This window comes from Phenylobacterium sp. (assembly GCF_030698145.1).
GTDB lineage: Bacteria > Pseudomonadota > Alphaproteobacteria > Caulobacterales > Caulobacteraceae > Phenylobacterium.
Map to the genome: position 1 here is coordinate 1 of NZ_JAUYNW010000064.1, position 18,802 is coordinate 18,802.

Here is an 18,802-nt window from a genome sequence, read left to right on the forward strand (position 1 = left end):
GGCCGGGTGAGGGGGACTAAAATGCCCTTCAACGGAGGTTCGACCGGTCTGAGCAGGAGTCAAAGTCCCCCTCAGGCCCTTCGGGCCAGCTCCCCCAGAGGGGGAGCATCTAAGCTCCGCCGCATATGCGATAGCCCTGCCTTTCGAGGGGAGTAACCGTTATGCGCGGGCCGAGCGGCGCAGGCCCATGAACTGGAGCTCGGCGAAGGCGGCGACCGCCAGGGCCTGGCCGATGACGAAGGCGTAGCCCAGCGCCGTGGGCTGGGCCCAGCCGAGCGCCAGCAGCATCAGGCTCTCCAGCGCCCAGATGGCGTTGCCGACGATCACCAGCCAGACCACCGCGCCTGGCAGGCTGGCGCGCGCGCCCAGGAAACCGACGAAGGCCGCGTAGGCGATGAGGAAGTAACCGGCCGGCTCAGTTAGCGCGGCCTGCAGGCCGGTGAGGCTCTCGAGCGTCGCGCCGCCGAAGGCGAGCAGGACGCCGACCGCCCCGCTGGCGACGGAGTCGGCGGCGAAGGCGCGGCGAAGGAATTGGGACGAGGCGATCATGGGTGGCTCCCTTGGCTTGGGCCCGGGGGCGTCCCAGGCGTGAGCCGAAAATGCCGATCGCCCCGCCCAGGGTCGATTACGCCTCAGGTAATGGCGCTCATGTCGTCGGCCACCCGCCGCCGAGCGCCTTGTAGACCGCCGCCACGTCGGTGTTGGCCGCCGTCTCGGCCACGCTGACCGCGTCCTCGGCGGCCAGCAGGGTCCGCTCGGCGTCGAGCAGCACCAGGAAGTCGATGACCCCCTCCTGGTAGCGCACGCGCGCCAGTTCCGCCGCCCGCCGCGAGGCCGAGGCCTGGTCGGTGAGGCTGCGAAGCTGGGCTTGGCGCTGGCCATAGGCGACCAGGGCGTTCTCCACGTCCTCCAGGGTGCGCAGGACGGTGCGGTCGTAGACCGCCAGACTCGCGCCGTTGCGCGCCTCCTGAGCCCGCAGCCGGGCGCGGGCGCCGCCCAGGTCCAGGCCCGGCCAGCTCACCGCCGGGGTCACCGACCAGGCCCGGCTTGCGCCCTCGCCGAGCGCCGAGAGATCGCCGGCCAGGAAGCCGACGAAGCCGGTGATCCGAACCCGCGGGAAGAGGTCGGCCGCGGCCACCCCGGTCCGCGCGGTTTCCGCCGCCAGCCGACGCTCGGCCGCCTGGACGTCGGGGCGGCGACGCAGCAGGTCGGAGGCCTCCCCGATGGCGATCTGGCGCGCGCGGGGCTTGGGCGGGGCCTCGCGGGGAACCAGAACGGCCTCCAGCGCGCCCGGTCGCTGGCCGACCAGCACCGCCAGCCGGTGGGCTGCCTGGCGTTCGGAGGTCACCAGCGCCGGAATCGTGGCCTCGACGGCGCTGAGGCGGGCCTGGGCGCTGGCCACGTCGATGGGATCGCTGCGGCCGACGTCGAAGCGCACTTGGGTGATGCGCACGGTGTCGCACTGGGTGTCCAGGTTGCGGCGGGCAACCGCCAGCCGCGTCTGGGCGCCGCGCAGCTCGAAATAGGTCCGCGCGACCTCGGCGGCGACGGTGACCTGTGCGTCGCGCAGGTCGGCCTCGGCCGCGCCTTTCTCAGCCTTGGCGGCGTCAACGCCGTGGCGCACCCGGCCGAACAGGTCGAGCTCCCAGGCCGCGTCGAAGCCCAGTTGATAGGTCTCGCTGTCAACACGGACTTCGCCGGAACCCGGCTGCTGCTTGCTGACGGTCTCCCGGGCCCCGACTGTGGCGCGCGGCAGTTGCTCCAGCCGCGCATCGGTGAACAGCGCGCGGGCCTCGGCCACCCGCGCCACCGCGATCCGCAGGTCGAGGTTGGCCGACAGCGCCTTGGCGATCAGCTCGTCGAGGATAGGGTCCTCGAATTGCCGCCACCAGGCCGCCTCGGGGTTGGCCGCGGCGAAGGCGGTCGGATCGGCGTTGTGGAACACCGCCGGTGGCGTGGCCGGTGTCTCGTACTTCGGACCCACGGCGCAGGCCGCCAGGCTGAGCGCCAGGACCAGCGGAGTCGCGTGACGAAGAGCAATCATGGGCGGACCTCCGCGTTCTCGATCGCCGCCGCCGTGGTGGCGCGACGGGTGAAGCGCCGCACCAGCAGGTAGAAGACCGGGGTCAGCAGCAGGCCGAAGAAGGTCACCCCCAGCATACCGGAGAACACCGCCACCCCCATGGCGTGGCGCATCTCGGCCCCCGCGCCGTGGGAGAAGACCAGCGGGGCCACCCCCATGATGAAGGCCAGCGAGGTCATCAGGATCGGCCGCAGCCGCAGGCGGCAGGCCTCCAGCACCGCGTCCCAGGTTGGAACCCCGTGCGCCTCCCCGTCCCTGGCGAACTCGACGATCAGGATGGCGTTCTTGCACGCCAGCCCCACCAGCACGATCAGCCCGATCTGGGTGAAGATGTTGTTGTCCCCGCCCGTGAGCGCCACCCCGGCCAGGGCCGACAGCAGGGTCATGGGCACGATCAGGATCACCACCAGGGGCAGGCTCCAGCTTTCGTACTGGGCGGCCAGCACCAGGAAGGCCAACAGGACGCAGAGCGGGAAGACGAACACCGCCGTATTGCCCGCCAGAATCTGCTGGTAGGTCAGGTCGGTCCATTCGTAGCCCATACCGTTGGGCAGTTCAGACTTGGCGAGCTTCTCCATGGCCGCCTCGGCCTGGCCCGACGAGTAGCCGGGCGCGGCCCCGCCGTTGATCTCGGCCGAGAGCATGCCGTTATAGTGGGTCACCCGGTCGGGGCCGGTGGTCTGCCTCAGGGTCACGAAGGCCCCCAGCGGCGCCATCTGGCCCTCGGCGTTGCGGGTCTGCAGGCGCAGGACGTCTTCCGGCTCCAGTCGGTGCTTCTGGTCGGCCTGGACGTCGACCTCATAGGTCCGCCCGAAGATATTGAAATCGTTCACATAGACGGAACCCAGATAGACCTGCATGGTCTCGAATAGTTCGCTTAGCGAGAAGCCGGCGGCGCGGGCCTTTTCCCGGTCGATGTCGGCGGTGATCTGCGGGACATTGATCTGGAAGCCGGAGAACAGGCCCGCCAGCGACGGCTCCTTGGCGCTCTTGGCGATCAGGTTCTGGGTCTGGGCGTAGAGCTCTTCCGCGCCGAGGCCGGCCTGGTCCTCGATCTGGATCTTGAAGCCGCCGATGGTGCCGAGGCCCATGACCGGCGGCGGCGGGAAGACGGCGACATTGCCGTCCTCGATGGCGCCGAACTTGGCGTTCAGCTCACCGGCCAGAGCATTGGCGGACAATGCCTTTCCCCGCCGCTGCTCGAAGGGGTCGAGGGTCACGAAGATGATCCCGGCGTTCGGGCTATTGGTGAAACCGTTGATCGACAGGCCCGGGAAGGCCACGGCGCTTTCGACCCCGGGCGTCCTCAGGGCGATGTCCGTCATCTGGCGGATCACCGCTTCCGTGCGATCGAGGGAGGCCGCGTCCGGAAGCTGGGCGGCGGCCACCAGGTACTGCTTGTCCTGCGGCGGGATGAAGCCGGTGGGGGTCTTCATGAAGGCCATGGCGGTCAGCAGGACCAACACGCCATAGACGGCCAGGGCCGCCGTGGGCTTGCCCAGGATCTTGCCGACCCCTGCGACATAGCCGTTGGAGGACTTGGCGAAGAACCGGTTGAACGGCCCGAACACCCAACCGAAGGCCAGGTCGATCAGCTGCTGGAACCGGTCCTTGGGCGCGCCGTGCGGGCGCAGCAGCTTGGCCGCCAGGGCCGGCGACAGGGTCAGCGAATTGAAGGCTGAGATGATCGTCGAGATGGCGATGGTGAGCGCGAACTGGCGGTAGAACTGCCCCGACAGGCCGCTGATGAAGGCGGTTGGGATGAAGACGGCGCAGAGGACAAGCGCGGTGGAGACGATTGGGCCGGTCACCTCGCTCATGGCCTTGCGGGCCGCGGCGTCCGGGGCGAGCCCGCCCGCGATGTTCCGCTCGACGTTCTCAACCACCACGATGGCGTCGTCGACCACCACCCCGATGGCCAGGACCAGGCCGAACAGGGTCAGCGTGTTCAGGCCGAAGCCCATCACGTGCATCACCGCGAAGGCGCCGATCAGCGACACCGGCACGGCGATCAGCGGGATCACCGAAGCGCGCCAGCTCTGCAGGAACAGCACCACCACGATGACCACCAGCAGGATGGCCTCGATGAGCGTGTGGGTCACCGCGTCGATCGAGCCGCGCACGAAGACGGTGGGGTCGTAGACGATCTTGTAGTCGACCCCCTGCGGGAACTCCTTCTTGAGGTCGGCCATGGCGGCGCGCACGTCGGTTGAGATGTCGAGCGCATTGGAGCCCGGCCGCTGGAAGATGGGCAGGGCCACGGCGGGCTGGTTGTCCAGCAGCGAGCGCAGGGCGTAGCTGGACGAGCCCAGCTCGATCCGCGCCACGTCGCCCAGGCGGGTGATCTCGCCCCCCTGCCCCGTGCGGATGATGATGTTCCGGAAGTCGTCCTCGTCGGTCAGGCGGCCCTGGGCGTTGATCGCCACCTGGAAGTCGGCGGCGCCGGGCGCGGGCGGCGCGCCGAGCTGGCCGGCGGCCACTTGGACGTTCTGCTCGCGGATGGCGCGCAGGACGTCGCCGGCGGTGAGCGAGCGGGCCGCCACCTTCTCCGGATCCAGCCAGACGCGCATGGCGTAGGGACCCGATCCGAACATCTGCACGTCGCCGACGCCCTCGATCCGCGCCAGCCGGTCCTTCACGCGCAACTGCGCGTAGTTGGACAGGTAGAGCATGTCGTAGCGCTTATCCGGCGAGATCAGGTGCACGACCATGGTCAGGTCGGGCGAGGCCTTGGTGGTGGTCACCCCGGCCCGCTGCACCTCCTGGGGCAGCTTGGGCAGCACCTGGGCCACCCGGTTCTGCACCTGGACCTGGGCCTTATCGAGGTCGGAGCCCAGGGCGAAGGTGACGGTGAGCGTCATGACGCCGTCGGCGGTGGCCTGGGACGACTGGTAGAGCATGCCCTCGACGCCGTTCAGCGACTGCTCCAGCGGCGAGGCCACGGTCTCGGCGATGACACCCGGATTGGCGCCGGGGAACACCGCGCGGACCACCACGGTGGGCGGCACGACCTCGGGATATTCGCTGATCGGCAGGCGCGGCAGGGCCAGGAGGCCGGCCACGAAGATGAGGATGGACAGGACCGCGGCGAAGCGCGGCCTGTCCACGAAGAACGTGGAGAAATTCATTCGAATGATTTCCTGGCGGCCCTAGGCCGGCCTCAGTTGGCGCGGACGGGCGTCGTGATTTGCGCCGTCTGGATGGAGGATGGCGCCTGCGCCGTCCGCGTCGGGGCGACCTCGACCTGGGCGAGGGCCGCGGTCGGGAGCTTGAAGGCCACCCGGGTCGGGGCCACGGTCATGCCGGGCTTCACCCGCTGGCCGCCGCCGACCACGATCACGTCGCCGGGCTTGAGGCCCGTGCGGATGATCCGCAGGTCGCCGACCTTGGGGCCCAGGGTGACGGTCCGGTACTCGGCGACGTTCTTCGGACCCACGACCAGCACGAACCGCTTGCCGAGGTCGGCGCCCACCGCCCGGTCCGGCGCCAGGGCGACGGACTCGGCGGCCTCGCTGACCAGCCGCACCCGGGCGAACAGGCCTGCGGTGAACCGACCGTCGCGATTGGTGAACAGCGCCCGGCCGTTGATGGTGCCGCTGGCCGCGTCCATGGCGTTGTCGACGAAGACCAGACGGCCCTCGTGGGGATAGCCCTCCTCGGTCATCAGCCCCATGAACACCGGCGCGGGACGGCCACGGGTGGCCGCCGCGTATTTCAGATAGGTCTGCTCGTCGGTGTTGAACGAGGCGTAGATCGGGTTTTCCGAGACCACGGTGGTGAGCAGGTCGGCGCTGGTCACCAGGTTGCCGGGGGTGATCGCCGCGCGGGAGACCCGCCCGTCGATGGGCGAGGTGATCCGGGTGAACTCCAGGTTCAGCTTGGCGGCGCTCAGCGAGGCCGAGGCGGCCTCCAGGGCGGCGCGAGTCGCCTTCTCCTCCGAGATCAGGCGCTCGAACTCACTGCGGGCCAGGGCGTTCTGCTCGACCAGGCGTTCGCCGCGCTGGCGATTGGCGCTAGCGAGCTCCAGCTTGGCGCGGCCGGCGTCGGCCTCGGCGCTCAACCGGGCCACCTCGGCCTGGAACGGCCGCGGGTCGATCTGGAACAGCACCTGGCCCTTGCGGACCTGGGCGCCTTCCGTGAACTGCACCGAGTTGATGTAGCCGCCGACCCGGGGCCGGACCTGGACGGTGTCGACTGGCTCCAGCCGGCCGGTGAACTCGTCCCATTGCCGCAGGTTCTTGAACACCACCGGGGCGGCGGACACCTGGGGCGGCGGGGGTTCGGCGGAGGTCTGCTGGGCGGCGGCCCCGCAGCCTGAAATGAGCAGGGCGGCGGCGAGCACGGCGCCGATCGAAGCAAAGGATTGCGCGGACATGGGGGAGCTCCGGCCAAAGTGACGCGTCTGCCGCGCTTGACGCGCCGAGCAGGTAATGTTTTTAGGGTGATGTGACGGTACCGGTCGGTAACGTTCGTATTTAGATACTGACCGGTCGCTCTCACGTCAATGCAAGGAAAATGAAAATGTCGGGGAGAGTCTCTGAAACTGCGGACATCTCGGAGGCGAAGTCGCGCAGACCCGCCCGCGACCGGATCTTCGAGACCGCGCGAGACATGTTCTATCGCCGGGGCATCCGCGCCGTCGGCGTCGAGGCCATCGCCGCGGAGGCCGGCGCCACCAAGATGAGCCTCTACCGCAACTTCCCCTCCAAAGATGAGCTGGTCGCCGAGGTGCTGCGCGAGCAGTCCCGCGAGGGTTGGATCTGGTGGGACGAGGTCGTCGCCCGCTTCGAGACTCCCCGCGAGAAGCTGGAAGGCCTGTTCGCCGCCTTCGCCGAGAAGGCCCAGACCGAGGAGGAGTACGGCTGCGCGATCTGCAACGCCGCCGTCGAACTCCACGAGGCCGACCACCCTGCCCGCGTCGTCGCCGACGAGTACAAGCGTGAAACCCTTCGCCGCCTGGTCGAGATGGCCCGCGCCGCCGGCGCGCCCGACGACGAGCTGGGCGACGGCCTGATGCTGCTGCTGGAAGGCGCCTACATGGCCCGCGTGACCCTGACCAGCGAGGGCCCGGTCAAGACCCTGGCCAGGACCGCTCGCGCCCTGATCCGCGAGCATCTCGACCATCGGGATTGATGCGCCGATCGCCCCGGCGGCGTGGAAGCACCGGGCCGATCATGCTAACCTCGGACCGTTCCAAACGAGGGAGGCACGCATGTCATTGCGTATCAGTGATCTCGCCCCGGACTTCCAAGCCGACACCACCGAAGGCCGGATCCGTTTCCATGACTGGCTCGGAGACTCCTGGTGCATCCTGTTCTCGCACCCGAAGGACTTCACGCCGGTCTGCACGACTGAGCTGGGCTACCTGGCCAAGCTCCAACCGGAATTCGCCAAACGCAACTGCAAGGTCATCGGCCTGTCCGTGGACCCGGTCAGCGACCACGAACGCTGGCTCGCCGACATCGCCGAGGCCACCGGCTACAGCGTCAACTATCCGATCATCGGCGACAGCGATCTGGCGGTGGCCAAGCTCTACGACATGTTGCCCGCCGACGCCGGAACCACCGCCCAGGGGCGGACGGCGGCTAACAACCAGACCGTGCGCTGCGTCTACATCATTGGGCCCGACAAGCTGATCAAGGCGATGCTGGTCTATCCGATGAGCTCGGGCCGCAACTTCGACGAGGTGCTGCGGCTGCTGGATTCTTGCCAGCTCACCGCGCAGCACAAGGTCGCCACCCCCGCTAACTGGAAGCACGGCGAGGACGTGATCATCGTCCCGTCGGTCAGCGACGACGAGGCGCGCGAGCGTTTCCCGGGCGGTTGGACGGCGGTGAAGCCCTATATCCGAGTCGTGCCGCAGCCCGGCGCCTGACCTGCGCCGCGGCGTTGGACAGCGGCGAACTGCGCATTGCGCGAAGCAGGATGGCGGTGACGCAGGGATTCGAACCCTGGATACGCTTTCACGTATGACGATTTAGCAAACCGTTGCCTTCAGCCACTCGGCCACGTCACCATTTGATTTGGCTCGGGTTTTCTCCCGACCCCGCGGCTGTCTTCAACCGGTTTACGGTCGGGTTCGCAAACCCTTCCGAATGGGACGCCCTCCATACCCAAAGCCACGTCCCTGAGCAACCGCCACGATCGGGTGGGCGTCCAGGGGAGACGACCGCGAAGCTCCTGGCGCCCTCGGGGATGAAGTCGCAAGGCCTGCCGGGCCCTGACCTGTCAGGTCGGCCTCGCGGCGGGGAGACAAGGTGAGGCCGAAAGGTTCTATCTGTGCCTGTTTAGAAAATTGGGCGCAACCGCGCGCCTGAATGATTCGCCTTCTCTAATTATCCCTAATTTTGAGCTCCCTTCTCTAGCTTGATGCGGTCGAACACTTACAGTTGTAGCGCGAATACCATGAGACAGATCGAAATTCTGCTGGCAAAGTGTTCACTGGTCCATAGCGGCGTGGGCCGTGGTGGCGGCTAGGGAGTGCGAACATGGCATTGCCAGATTCAGGCGGACCGCCGGCGGCAGGCGGTCCGGCGCTGTTCACCGCCGATGAGATACTGATCCAGTTTACGCCGGGACTTGGCGCGGCGGGCATCGCCACGGCGCTGGCCGGCACTGGCGTCCAGATCTCGGAATTCCTGAGGTCGGCCAGTGGCGAGGGCCAGCTTGCCCGAGCGCTCCTGCCGCCGGGACTGGACCCGGAAAAGGCCGTGGACATCTTGTCCCACATGCCGGGGGTAAAACTGGCTGAACCGAATTGGGTCTATACGATCCAGGCGACCAGCAACGATCCGGCGTACCTGAACGGCAGCCTGTGGGGCATGTACGGCGACCAGACGGCGCCGGCCAACACCTTCGGCAGCCAGGCCGCGGAGGCCTGGGCCCTCGGTCACACGGGTAAGACCTCGGCGGGCGCGGGAGTGATCGACACTGGAATCGACTACACTCACGCTGACCTCTACCTGAACGTCTGGCTCAATCCGCGCGAGATCCCCGTCGGTCTGAAAAGCCTCCTAGTGGATACCGACTCCGACGGCCTGATCACCTTTCGCGACCTGAACAACGGGGCCAACGGCGGCCACGTATCGGACCTGAACGCGAATGGCCGCATCGATGCGGGCGACCTGCTCAACGACGCGCGTTGGGAGAACAACCTCGACGACGACGCCAATGGCTACAAGGACGACCTGATCGGCTGGGACTTCGTCAACAACGACAACGACCCCTACGACGACAACAGCCACGGGACCCACGTCTCGGGCACCATCGCCGCGATCGGCGGTAACGCCGTTGGCGTGGCGGGTGTGAACTGGTCCGCCCAGGTCATGGGGCTCAAGTTCCTCGACGCCTCCGGCAGTGGCTCGAGCGCGAACGCCATCAAGGCTCTGGACTACCTCACGACCGCAGCGGCGGCAGGCGGCGGCGTCGATTTCGTGGCCAGCAACAATAGCTGGGGTGGCGGTGGCTTTTCGCAGCTCCTGCTGGATGCAATCACCCGTGGCGCGCAACAGGACATCCTCTTTGTCGCCGCGGCCGGGAACGGGGACACCCTCGGGCGGGGCTACAACCTGGACAGCTCGCCCTTCTATCCAGCGAGCTATTCGACCCTGTCGACCGCGGGATATGAGGCCGTGGTCGCGGTCGCGTCCATCACCAGCACGGGCGCCCTGTCGTCCTTCTCGAACTATGGCCCGCTGAGCGTCGACCTGGGCGCGCCCGGCTCTTCCATCAATTCCACGATCCCCGGTGGCGGGTACGGCCTCAAGAGCGGCACGTCGATGGCCACACCCCATGTGACCGGCGCCCTGCTCCTGTACTCGGCCGTGTACGGACCGGCCGTCGGCGCCGATGCGATCAGGACCGCGCTCCTGCAGTCGGTCACGCCGACCGCGTCCCTGCTCGACAAGGTGGTCTCCGACGGGCGCCTGGACATCACCAAGATGCTGGCGATCACGCCGAGCGGTCCGCCTGCGCCGAGCGTGACGATCTCTCCCGCGGTGGACGACGTCGCGCCCAAGACCGGCGCTCTGGTTTCCGGCGCCACGACCAATGACAACAACTTCACACTGAGCGGGTCGCTCTCGAAGGCGCTGGAAACGGGGCAGACGCTGGTCATCGAGCGGAACGGGACGGCGTTCGCGCCGACGTCGGTCTCGGCGACCGGGTGGAGCCTGGACCAGCCTGGTCTCGGCGACGGCGCCTACACCTGGGTCGCTCGAATTCTCGACAGCGCGAACAGCCAGGTCGCCGCGTCAGACGCCTACGCCTTGACCATCGACACGATCGCGCCCCTCAAAACCGCGGCCGTCACATCGGCCTACGACAGCGAGGAGCCGGCGACGGGCCAGTTGACCGCGGGCGACACGGACGACACCACGCCTCGGCTGCAGGGCTCGCTTTCGGCCGGCCTCGAGGTGGGCGAGAAGATCGTCGTCTACCGCGACGGCGCGGTGGTGGGGACAGCGACGGTCTCCGCCGATGGATGGCAGTTCCAGGAGACGACGGCGCTGGGCGCCGGGGTTCACTCCTGGCGCACCGCCGTGGAAGATTCCGCGGGAAACCAGGGTGCGCTGTCGGACATCTTCAGCCTGAACATACGTCCCGCCAATGTCATCTACGGAACCACCACCAGCGATATCCGGATCGGGACCGACTGGACCGACAAGATCTGGGGCGTCCCTCAGACCGGCTCGGACGTCGGAAAGGGCGACATCGACAGGATGACCGGCGGCGGCGGCGCCGACATGTTTGTGCTTGGGGCCTCGGGACGCGGCCGGTTCTACGACGACGGCAAGGTCAACAACGTGGGCACGAACGACTATGCCTTCATCCAGGACTTCACAAAGGGGGTCGACAAGATCCAACTGGCAGGATCATCGGGCCAGTACCTGACGGGCCCCACCACCACCTCCTTGGGATCCGGCGTCGGAATCTACTTCGACACCAACGGCGACCACGTGCTTGGTAGCCGGGACGAACTGATCGGACTGGTGGTCATCACCAACGGCGCCAGTCTGAGCTCGAGCGACTTTCTGTTCGTTTGAGACGGAAGCCGGGCGACGCGGCGATTTGAGATCTCGGACCGGTCCGCGGGATTGCCTCGACTCCCCCGCACGGCGACAATCGCGCCCCTGGATCGAGTGGGCGCGCGAGTGGGATGGCATCGGCTTCGACGCAGGGATTGAGCGCCAGGTTGAACGCGCGGCTCGACGAACTGGCCGGCGCGGGACGTTCGGCGCTCAAGATCGACGCCTCGATCGAGGAGATCGCCCGCCTGTTCGTCGAATTGGGCGAGGACGCGATCCTGATGGACTGCGACGCCACGCGCGACGTGGCCTGGTACCGGGACTGCGAGCTCCATGCCTGCGAGGCGCCGGGGATCTGGGTGGTGGCGGCCGATGGCCAGGAACCCAGCCGCTTCGAGGTCTGATACGGACAAGAAAACGCCGCCGGTCGATGACCGGCGGCGTGTCAGTTCGAGGAAGGATCGGCCTTAGGCGAAGGCCAGGGTCTGACGACGGCGGGCGTTGCGCACCGCGCCGCCGACCGCGCCGAAGCCGACGATCATCATGGCCCAGGTGGCCGGTTCCGGAACCGCCGAGCCGAGGCTGTAGCGAACCTGGGCGAACGCGAAGTCCACGTCCGAGCTCACGACGGCCTTGTCGAACGTGCCGGAGGCGGCGAGCAGGCGGGCGCCGGCGTTGCCGCTGATCGAGCGGCTGATCGAGCCCTGCAGGACGCCGCCGAGATAGTAGTCGACAGTGAAGTTACGGAAGTCGAAGGGGTTGCCCTCGGCTTCGAAGCCGAACACCGACATCGGGCCGCTGGACAGGAAGGTGATCGAGGTCTGACCGCTCGTGTAGACGATCTTCGGGGTCGAACCCTCGGTGTCGGGCGGCGAGCCCCAGGTCGCCCAGCCGCTGCCGACGGTGCGGGCCTGGCCGGGGTTGAAGGTGACCGTGAAGACGCCGTCGGTCACGCTGGAGACCGGCGCGAAGTCGGCGGCGGTGATCGGCAGCAGGGTCGTGGACGAGGTGTAGGCCAGGTCGGGATTGACGATCTGGGTGACGGCGGCGGCGGCGGGTTGCGCGGCGACGAGGACGGCACCGGCCAGGAGAAGGGCGAACTGTTTCATCAGGGGATTCCTTTGGCAATGACCCCAGGGCCCTCGCAAGCCTTGGGCCACATCGCCCCAATTTCGCCGCTTTCCCGCCCGCCAAGCGCCCCGAACCACACGCTATGCGCGTGAAAAGATTGGGAAATTGCGGATAACTTGTTTACCGAACTCCGTTAGCTTAGCGCCATGGCACGACCACCGGTCATCTATGAATCGCCCTCCAAGCCGCCCGATCCGGGACTTACGCCCACGCGCCTGTTCCTGGCCCTCCTGCTCGCAGGGTCGTTCGCCCTGATGTGTTGGGTCCTGAGCGTCGGCTAACAGCGTTCAGCGTTAACCGGTCGCAGAGGCCCGGTGTGGCAAGCTGTCGCTCGACCCCGCCGCATCGCCTGGAACTCCATGCCCTCCGCCGTCAAACTCGAGCGCACGCCCATCCCCGACGAGCCTGTCGATGACACCATCGGCCCGGCCGACGACATCTGGGGCGAGCGTCGCGGCCCGTTGCGGCCCGAGCGCCTGTCGCCGACCCGCACCCGCCTGTCGGGCCGGATGCTCACCCGCTTCTTCCAGGCCGGCGACGGCCTGGCCCTGATCGGCGCGGCGCTGGTGGCCCAGGCCCTGGCCGGCGCGGCGGGTGTCTCGCCTTTCCACGGCGCGGCCGGGCTGGCGGCTTTCATCGGCCTGCAGCTCTTCGACACCTATCGCCTGGGCCGCGGTGAGGACCTGGCCCAGCACCTGACCCGCGTCACGGTGGCCGTGGCCGTCGGCACGGCGGCCTGCTTCGCCGCCGCCGCCCCCTTCATGTCCATGCCGATCCTGTCGGCGGCTCTGGGCCTCTGGACGCCGCTGGCCGTCCTGGCCATGGCCCTGACCCACGCCGCCTGGTGGCTGAGCGTGCGGCGCTGGCGCGCCAATGGCCGCCTGACCCCAAATATCGTCATCGTCGGGGCCACCGGCGCCGCCGAGCGCCTGATTGGCGCCATGCTGAAGAACCGCGAGGCCAATGTCCTCGGCATTTTCGACGACCGCGCCGCCCGCTCGCCCAAGCGCGTGCGCGACGTTCCGGTGCTGGGCGACACCCAGACCCTGCTCGACCACCGGATCATGCCCTATGTAGACCGGATCGTGGTCACCGTGCCCTCGGGCGCCCGCGACCGGGTGCGGGCCCTGATGGCCCGCCTCGAGGTCCTGCCCAACGAGATCACCCTGCTGCTCGACCGCGACGGCGCAGCGGAGGAAGCTGTCGCTATCGGCCGGATCGCCGACCTGCCTCTGACCCGCATTTCCGGCGCCCAGGTCGACCACGGCAAGGCGCTCGCCAAGCGCGTGCAGGACCTGATCATCGGCACGGTCGCCCTGGCCGTGTTCGGCCCGCTGATGCTGTTCGTGGCCGCCGCCGTGCGCATGGATAGCCCGGGCCCGGCCCTGTTCCGCCAGCGCCGCCACGGCTTTAACAACGAAGAGATCGTGGTCTGGAAGTTTCGCTCCATGCGGGTGGAAGCCGCCGACGCCAAGGCCGCGCGCCAGATCAGCGCCGACGACGACCGCGTCACCCGGGTAGGCCGCTTCATCCGCAAGACCAGCCTCGACGAGCTGCCGCAGCTGTTCAACGTGCTGATGGGCGAGATGTCCCTGGTCGGCCCCCGCCCCCACGCCATCGGCATGAAGACCGGCGACGTCGAGAGCGCCCGCCTGGTCGCCGAATACGCCCACCGCCACCGCATGAAGCCCGGCATGACCGGCTGGGCCGCCATCCATGGCTCGCGCGGCGCGATCGACACCCCCGACCTGGTCAAGCAGCGCGTCTCGCTGGACGTGGAATATATCGAGCGCCAGTCCTTCTGGCTGGACCTCTACATCATGATGATGACCGTGCCCTGCCTGCTGGGCGACTCCGAGACCGTTCGGTAGCGGGAGGGCCAGGGCGATGTTCTGGCGCGGCGTGTTCGGCTACTTGCCGGTCAATGTGGTGCAGGGCCTGGTCGGCCTGCTCACCATCGTTCTCTTCACCCGGGTCCTGACGCCGGGCCAGTTCGGCGACTATGCGCTGGGCCTGTCGGTGATGACCCTGGCGCACACGGCGATCTTCACCTGGAACGAAGCGGCGGTCGGCCGCTTCTGGGCCGGGGAATCCCATCGCAACGGCGGCGCGGACCACGCAGCGACCGTCCATCGCGCCTGGCTGGGCCTGCTGGCGGTCATTCCGCTGGCGGTGCTGGCCGCCGCTCTGTGGCCTATGAGCCCGTCCCTCAAGCTCGCCGTGATCGCGGGCCTGCTGGCTCTGATCCCGCGCACCTTCGCCAAACTGGGCCAAGAGCGTCGCCGCGCGGCCGGCGAGGTCGGCGGATCGGCGAAGCTCGAACTGATCCAGACCCTGGGCGGCTTCGGTTTCGGCGCGGCGCTCGCCTATGCCGGCCTCGGCGGCGCGGCGCCGCTGATCGGCTTTGGTCTCGCCTCCCTCATCGCCGTGGCCGTGTGCGCGCGGCACGAACTCGCCAAGGCCCAGGGCGGCCGCTACGAGCCGGCCCGGCTGCGCGAGCACGTCGCCTACGGCCTGCCCCTGGCGGCATCGCTGCTGCTGACCGTGGTGCTCTCGACCACCGACCGCTTCCTGCTGGCCGCCTTCCTCGATGGCGAGGCGGTGGCCGTCTACCACGCCGGCTACAGCCTCTCGAACCGCACCCTGGACGTGGCCTTCATCTGGCTGGGTGCGGCCGGCGCCCCGGCCATGGTCATGGCCCTGGAGCGCGGGGGGCGCGAGGCCCTGGCGAACGCGGCGGGCGAACAGTTCTCGGTGATGCTGCTGCTCACCCTGCCGGCCGCCGTCGGTCTTGCCCTGGTGGCCCGTCCCCTGGCCGAGCTGATGATCGGTCCGGCGATGGCCGCGGGCGCGGCCCAGGTCACGCCCCTGATCGCGCTGGGCGGACTGCTGGCGGGCCTGAACACCTACTACTTCTCGGAAGCCTTCGTGCTGGGCCGGCGCAGCGGCCTGGCTCTGTGGGCCATGCTGGCCCCGGCCCTGGCCAATCTCGGCCTCAACCTGCTGCTGATCCCCAGGCTGGGAATCGAGGGCGCGCTGTGGTCGACGGTGATCAGCTACGCCCTGGGCGTCGTCGTCGCCATCGCCATGGCCCGCAAGGTCATGCCCCTGCCCCTGCCCTGGCGCGTGATCGGCGAGGCCCTGGCCGCCGCCGCGGTCATGGCCCTGGCGGTCAGCGCCATCCCCGAGCTCGGCGGGTTCCCCGAGCTGGCCCTGAAGGCCGCCGCGGGCGGCGCCACCTATGGCGTGATCATCTTCCTGCTGGACACCGGCCAGCTCCGCAGCCGCGCCCAGAGCTTCCTGCGCGCCCGGAGCGCCGCATGACCCAGCAGGCCGCCATCGTGGACGACAACGCCGCCTGGTCCGCCGGCGGCGCGATCCTGTCGATCCTAATCCCCTTCAAGGGCGACGACCCCACGCCCCTGCTGGCGGCGCTGGGCCGCGAGGCCTGCGGCGTCGAACTGGTGATCCTGGACGACGGCACCGGCGACGGAGACCTGGCCGCGCGCGTCGCCGAGGCGATCTGCGCCCTGCCCTTCCCTGCCCGTTTCGTGCGGCTGGCCCACAACGAGGGCCGCGCCAAGGGCCGCAACCGCCTGGTCGCCCATGCCCGGGCCCCGCGTTTCTTGTTCCTCGACAGCGACATGCTGCCCGACGGCCGCCACTTCCTGCGCGACTGGCTCGACGTTGTCGCTCGCCAGGACCCGCCGGTGGCCTTCGGCGGCTTCTCCCTGCACCAGGCCCCACCACACCCGGGCCACGCGCTGCACCGAGCCATGGCGTCGCACGCCGACTGCCTGACGGCCGACTGCCGGGCGCGCAATCCGGCCAAGCACGTCTTCACCTCCAACCTGCTGGTCCGCCGCGACGTCTTCGAGGACGAGGCGTTCGACGAGGGCTTCGCCGGCTGGGGCTGGGAGGACGTGGAGTGGGGCATGCGAGTGGCCCGCCGCTGGCCGATCCTGCACGTGGACAACACCGCAACGCACCTCGGCCTCGACACCGCCCCGGTCATGGCCGCCAAGTATGAGCAGTCGGCGGCCAATTTCGCCCGCGTGGTCGCCGCCCACCCGGCGGTGGTCGCCACCTATCCCAGCTACAAGGTCGCCAAGGTGCTGAAATACGCCCCCCTGCGCGGCCTGTGGCGCCCGGCGCTCAAGCTCTACGCCTTGATCGAGGGCGCGCCGGTCAAGACCCGCGCCTTCGCCATGCGGCTCTACCGGGCGGCGCTCTACGTCGAGGCTGTCTAGCGCGCGACAGCCGAAAGTGGCCGCCGGTTTCGGCGCCCGTCGCGCGCCACTCTCAAGGCAGGATCGCCTTCAGGAAGCCTGGGCGCTCGACCGTGCCGCGGTTGAAGAACAGGCCCGCGACATTGCCCCCCGCCCCGTTGATCGCGTCCCGCAGCTTCGCCGGGGCGCGCACGTCGGCCTCGTCGGCGGCCACCACCAGCACGGTCTGGTCCATGAACGGCGCGACGGTGAGCGCCGCCTGCGAGCGTTCCGGCGAGGGGGCGTCGACGATGATCACGTCGGCGAACTTGCGCAGCGCGTTCCAATAGTCGCCCGTGGGCAGGACGTGGACCGTCTGGCCGCCCTTCAACACGTCGCGCCGGAACCGGGTGACCCAGAACCGCGCCGCGCCCACCCGGTGAGCCACCAGATAGCGCGAGTTGGGCCAGGCCTGGCCGTCGGCCTGGCGCAGGGGTGGTTGGACCGTGAAGAAGATTGAGTTGTCGGGGCTGGCGGCGGCGGGTTCGCCCAGCTTGCCGTAGCGCTCCGAGGCCTCGGCGATCGCCGCGTGCTGGGGCGAGGCCAGGAGATCGAGGTCCACCAGCCAGACCGAGCGCCCGGCCCGCTTGGCCGCGTGCAGCGCCAGTTCGCGGGCGACCGTTGAAGCGCCTTCGCCACGGCGCGCGGCCACGATCTGGACCACGCGCGCACGGCCAGCCGCCGGCGCGCCAAGCGACGCCCAGAGTTCGGCCATCTCTGCGGTCAGGTCCAACATGTCTCGAATCGCCGCACGCGTGATCCGTCGAGGCTAACCCAAACCCGGGCTGAACATACCACGGGCTCTATCGGGCTTTCAGGGGCGCCTGGGCCAGGATGGGGAGGTCCAGGGTGCGCGAGGCCGACTGGGCGGTCGGCAGGCCCGGGCGCAGGAACATCCGCAGCAGGCCAGCGCTGAGCGCGGTGAAGCCCGCGAACAGGAAGGCCAGGATGATCGCCGGCTTGCGCAGGCTCTTGCCCTTGGTGGGCGGCGTGGCGCGCGCGACGATGCGGATGTTGTCGTTGGTCCGCGAGGCGATCTCCTGAGCCGCGCGGCTCTGCTCTTCCTTGACCGAGAAGTCGCGGACATTGGCCTGCAGGACGTCGCGGTCGAGGGACAGTTCCTGGAACTTGGGCTCCAGCTCGGCGAACTTCAGCCGCCGCTGGGTCACCTGTTCGATCTGCGAGATCAACTCGGCCTGCGACTGGCGCAGGGCGTTGACCTCGGCGGTGAGCTGGATCTTCTCGGTCTGGACGGTCTGGTAGACCGGATTGACCCCGAAGCGGCGCGCGCCCTCCGCCAGGGTGCGGCCCGCGGCGATACCGGCCTCGAGCTGGGCGATCTGGGCGTCCAGCTCCTGCACCGGCCGGGCGTCGGCGCGATAGCGCGACAACAGGTCTTCGCGCTGGATCTTCAGGGCGACAAGCTTCTCGCCTGGCGCGCTGGAGACGTCGCGATAGAGCCCGACCTCGGGGGCGATCTGGCCGAACTGGCTGGACAGGGTGGCGAGCCGGCCGATGCGGTCCTGCAGCTGGGCGTCGGTCTGGTACTTCTGCTGCTCGATCTGGGCCTGGAGCTGAGACAGCGAGGCCTTCTCAGCCACGAAGTCGCCGATGCGGTTGTTGTTGAGGAAGTCCTCATAGGCCGCGTCGGCCTGGCCCAGGCGGTTCTCGAAATTGCGGCGCTGCTGCTCCAGGGCCGGCGAATTGGGGTCCGACAGCACCGCGCGGCGGTAGATCAGGTACTCTTCGAGCAGGGTGTTAAGGATCAGGGCGGCGGCCTCCGGATCCTCGTGGGTGAAGCTGACCCGGATGATCGGGGTCTGGGGCGCGGTCTCGATCTTCATGCTCGACTCGATGCTGCGCACCGCCGAGCTCATAATCTTGCGCTTCTCCGCGGGCCCGGCAGCGGCGTATTTGGCCGCCAGCTTGGGATAGGTGCGCGACAGGCCCAGCTTCTCGACCACGCGCAACTTGAGCTGGCTGGCCCCGAGGATGGCGGTTTCCGACTGGATCACCTGGTCGGAGTCCAGCACCGCGCCGCGGCCGGCGTCGCCGGCGCGGGGTTCGTAGACATATTCCTGGCCCAGGCGGACCAGGACGCTGGATTGCGCCGGATAGGTGGTTTTCATGGTGAGGGCCGCGCCGACCCCCAGGATGAAGAGAATCAGGAAGATCGCCGCCATCAGGTAGCGCTCGCGCCACAGCAGTGTGGCGAAGTCCGACACGGCATAGCGCGGCCGCGCGGCCCAGTCGCCCCGCGGCGGTACGTCGTGCGTCCTAGCTGTCCAAGCGCC

General features: G+C 68.8%; 13 protein-coding genes, 1 tRNA gene and 1 pseudogene. 7 read left to right on the forward strand and 8 right to left on the reverse strand.

The window, feature by feature from the left end; genetic code table 11:
• Positions 1-159 precede the first annotated feature (159 nt).
• The 4 genes from Q8Q77_RS09375 to Q8Q77_RS09390 all read right to left on the reverse strand — a co-directional run bounded on the left by Q8Q77_RS09375 (position 160) and on the right by Q8Q77_RS09390 (position 6,458).
• Complete coding sequence (locus tag Q8Q77_RS09375; RefSeq protein ID WP_305583312.1) at positions 160-549, reverse strand: hypothetical protein; 390 nt, start codon at positions 547-549, stop codon at positions 160-162.
• Between the two features lie 97 nt (positions 550-646).
• A complete protein-coding gene (locus Q8Q77_RS09380) occupies positions 647-2,044 on the reverse strand; it encodes an efflux transporter outer membrane subunit (protein ID WP_305583313.1) in 1,398 nt (465 codons plus the stop codon).
• A complete protein-coding gene (locus tag Q8Q77_RS09385) occupies positions 2,041-5,211 on the reverse strand; it encodes an efflux RND transporter permease subunit (protein ID WP_305583314.1) in 3,171 nt (1,056 codons plus the stop codon). The genes Q8Q77_RS09380 and Q8Q77_RS09385 overlap by 4 nt, the downstream gene beginning before the upstream one ends.
• A 32-nt stretch (positions 5,212-5,243) precedes the next feature.
• Positions 5,244-6,458 carry an efflux RND transporter periplasmic adaptor subunit gene (locus Q8Q77_RS09390; protein ID WP_305583315.1) on the reverse strand — a complete coding sequence of 405 codons (1,215 nt, stop codon included), beginning with the start codon at positions 6,456-6,458 and terminating at the stop codon, positions 5,244-5,246.
• A gap of 146 nt (positions 6,459-6,604) precedes the next feature.
• Between Q8Q77_RS09390 and Q8Q77_RS09395 the strand changes: the two genes are divergently transcribed.
• Positions 6,605-7,216 carry a TetR/AcrR family transcriptional regulator gene (locus tag Q8Q77_RS09395; protein WP_305583316.1) on the forward strand — a complete coding sequence of 204 codons (612 nt, stop codon included), beginning with the start codon at positions 6,605-6,607 and terminating at the stop codon, positions 7,214-7,216.
• A 79-nt stretch (positions 7,217-7,295) separates the two neighbouring features.
• Positions 7,296-7,958, forward strand: coding sequence for a peroxiredoxin (locus Q8Q77_RS09400; protein ID WP_305583317.1), 663 nt, complete (start codon positions 7,296-7,298; stop codon positions 7,956-7,958).
• A gap of 51 nt (positions 7,959-8,009) precedes the next feature.
• On the opposite strand, the gene Q8Q77_RS09405 is transcribed toward Q8Q77_RS09400, so the two are convergent.
• A tRNA-Ser gene (locus tag Q8Q77_RS09405) sits at positions 8,010-8,099 on the reverse strand.
• A 472-nt stretch (positions 8,100-8,571) separates the two neighbouring features.
• Between Q8Q77_RS09405 and Q8Q77_RS09410 the strand changes: the two genes are divergently transcribed.
• Both Q8Q77_RS09410 and Q8Q77_RS09415 read left to right on the forward strand, forming a co-directional pair.
• Entirely contained in the window at positions 8,572-11,127 is a 2,556-nt protein-coding gene (locus tag Q8Q77_RS09410; protein WP_305583318.1) for a S8 family serine peptidase, read from the forward strand.
• A 149-nt stretch (positions 11,128-11,276) separates the two neighbouring features.
• Positions 11,277-11,513, forward strand: a complete 237-nt coding sequence (locus Q8Q77_RS09415; protein WP_305583319.1) for a hypothetical protein — start codon at positions 11,277-11,279, stop codon at positions 11,511-11,513.
• Between the two features lie 63 nt (positions 11,514-11,576).
• On the opposite strand, the pseudogene Q8Q77_RS20710 reads toward Q8Q77_RS09415, so the two are convergent.
• A pseudogene (locus Q8Q77_RS20710) lies at positions 11,577-11,690 on the reverse strand (PEPxxWA-CTERM sorting domain-containing protein); the annotation flags it as partial.
• A 909-nt stretch (positions 11,691-12,599) separates the two neighbouring features.
• On the opposite strand from Q8Q77_RS20710, the gene Q8Q77_RS09425 reads away from it, so the two are divergent.
• The 3 genes from Q8Q77_RS09425 to Q8Q77_RS09435 are packed head-to-tail and all read left to right on the forward strand — an operon-like array spanning position 12,600 to position 16,490.
• A complete protein-coding gene (locus tag Q8Q77_RS09425; RefSeq protein WP_305583321.1) occupies positions 12,600-14,111 on the forward strand; it encodes an exopolysaccharide biosynthesis polyprenyl glycosylphosphotransferase in 1,512 nt (503 codons plus the stop codon).
• 16 nt (positions 14,112-14,127) lie between these two features.
• Positions 14,128-15,564 carry a lipopolysaccharide biosynthesis protein gene (locus Q8Q77_RS09430; protein WP_305583322.1) on the forward strand — a complete coding sequence of 479 codons (1,437 nt, stop codon included), beginning with the start codon at positions 14,128-14,130 and terminating at the stop codon, positions 15,562-15,564.
• On the forward strand, positions 15,561-16,490 hold the full coding sequence (locus Q8Q77_RS09435; RefSeq protein ID WP_305583323.1) for a glycosyltransferase family 2 protein: 930 nt from the start codon (positions 15,561-15,563) through the stop codon (positions 16,488-16,490). The genes Q8Q77_RS09430 and Q8Q77_RS09435 overlap by 4 nt, the downstream gene beginning before the upstream one ends.
• 52 nt (positions 16,491-16,542) lie before the next feature.
• Here the strand turns inward: Q8Q77_RS09435 and Q8Q77_RS09440 are convergent, their stop codons facing one another.
• Positions 16,543-17,244 (reverse strand): sugar kinase, encoded by a 702-nt coding sequence (locus tag Q8Q77_RS09440; protein ID WP_305583324.1) that lies wholly within the window; start codon positions 17,242-17,244, stop codon positions 16,543-16,545.
• A 67-nt stretch (positions 17,245-17,311) separates the two neighbouring features.
• Positions 17,312-18,733: a lipopolysaccharide biosynthesis protein gene (locus Q8Q77_RS09445; RefSeq protein ID WP_305583325.1), complete on the reverse strand. Its 1,422-nt coding sequence runs from the start codon at positions 18,731-18,733 to the stop codon at positions 17,312-17,314.
• Positions 18,734-18,802 lie beyond the last annotated feature (69 nt).

Excerpts from the sequence above, each read along its gene's own strand:
- Q8Q77_RS09375 (WP_305583312.1), bottom strand. The coding sequence starts at position 549 with ATGATCGCCTCGTCCCAATTCCTTCGCCGCGCCTTCGCCGCCGACTCC.
- Q8Q77_RS09380 (WP_305583313.1), bottom strand. The coding sequence starts at position 2,044 with ATGATTGCTCTTCGTCACGCGACTCCGCTGGTCCTGGCGCTCAGCCTG.
- Q8Q77_RS09385 (WP_305583314.1), bottom strand. The coding sequence starts at position 5,211 with ATGAATTTCTCCACGTTCTTCGTGGACAGGCCGCGCTTCGCCGCGGTC.
- Q8Q77_RS09390 (WP_305583315.1), bottom strand. The coding sequence starts at position 6,458 with ATGTCCGCGCAATCCTTTGCTTCGATCGGCGCCGTGCTCGCCGCCGCC.
- Q8Q77_RS09395 (WP_305583316.1), top strand. The coding sequence starts at position 6,605 with ATGTCGGGGAGAGTCTCTGAAACTGCGGACATCTCGGAGGCGAAGTCG.
- Q8Q77_RS09400 (WP_305583317.1), top strand. The coding sequence starts at position 7,296 with ATGTCATTGCGTATCAGTGATCTCGCCCCGGACTTCCAAGCCGACACC.
- Q8Q77_RS09410 (WP_305583318.1), top strand. The coding sequence starts at position 8,572 with ATGGCATTGCCAGATTCAGGCGGACCGCCGGCGGCAGGCGGTCCGGCG.
- Q8Q77_RS09425 (WP_305583321.1), top strand. The coding sequence starts at position 12,600 with ATGCCCTCCGCCGTCAAACTCGAGCGCACGCCCATCCCCGACGAGCCT.
- Q8Q77_RS09430 (WP_305583322.1), top strand. The coding sequence starts at position 14,128 with ATGTTCTGGCGCGGCGTGTTCGGCTACTTGCCGGTCAATGTGGTGCAG.
- Q8Q77_RS09435 (WP_305583323.1), top strand. The coding sequence starts at position 15,561 with ATGACCCAGCAGGCCGCCATCGTGGACGACAACGCCGCCTGGTCCGCC.
- Q8Q77_RS09440 (WP_305583324.1), bottom strand. The coding sequence starts at position 17,244 with ATGTTGGACCTGACCGCAGAGATGGCCGAACTCTGGGCGTCGCTTGGC.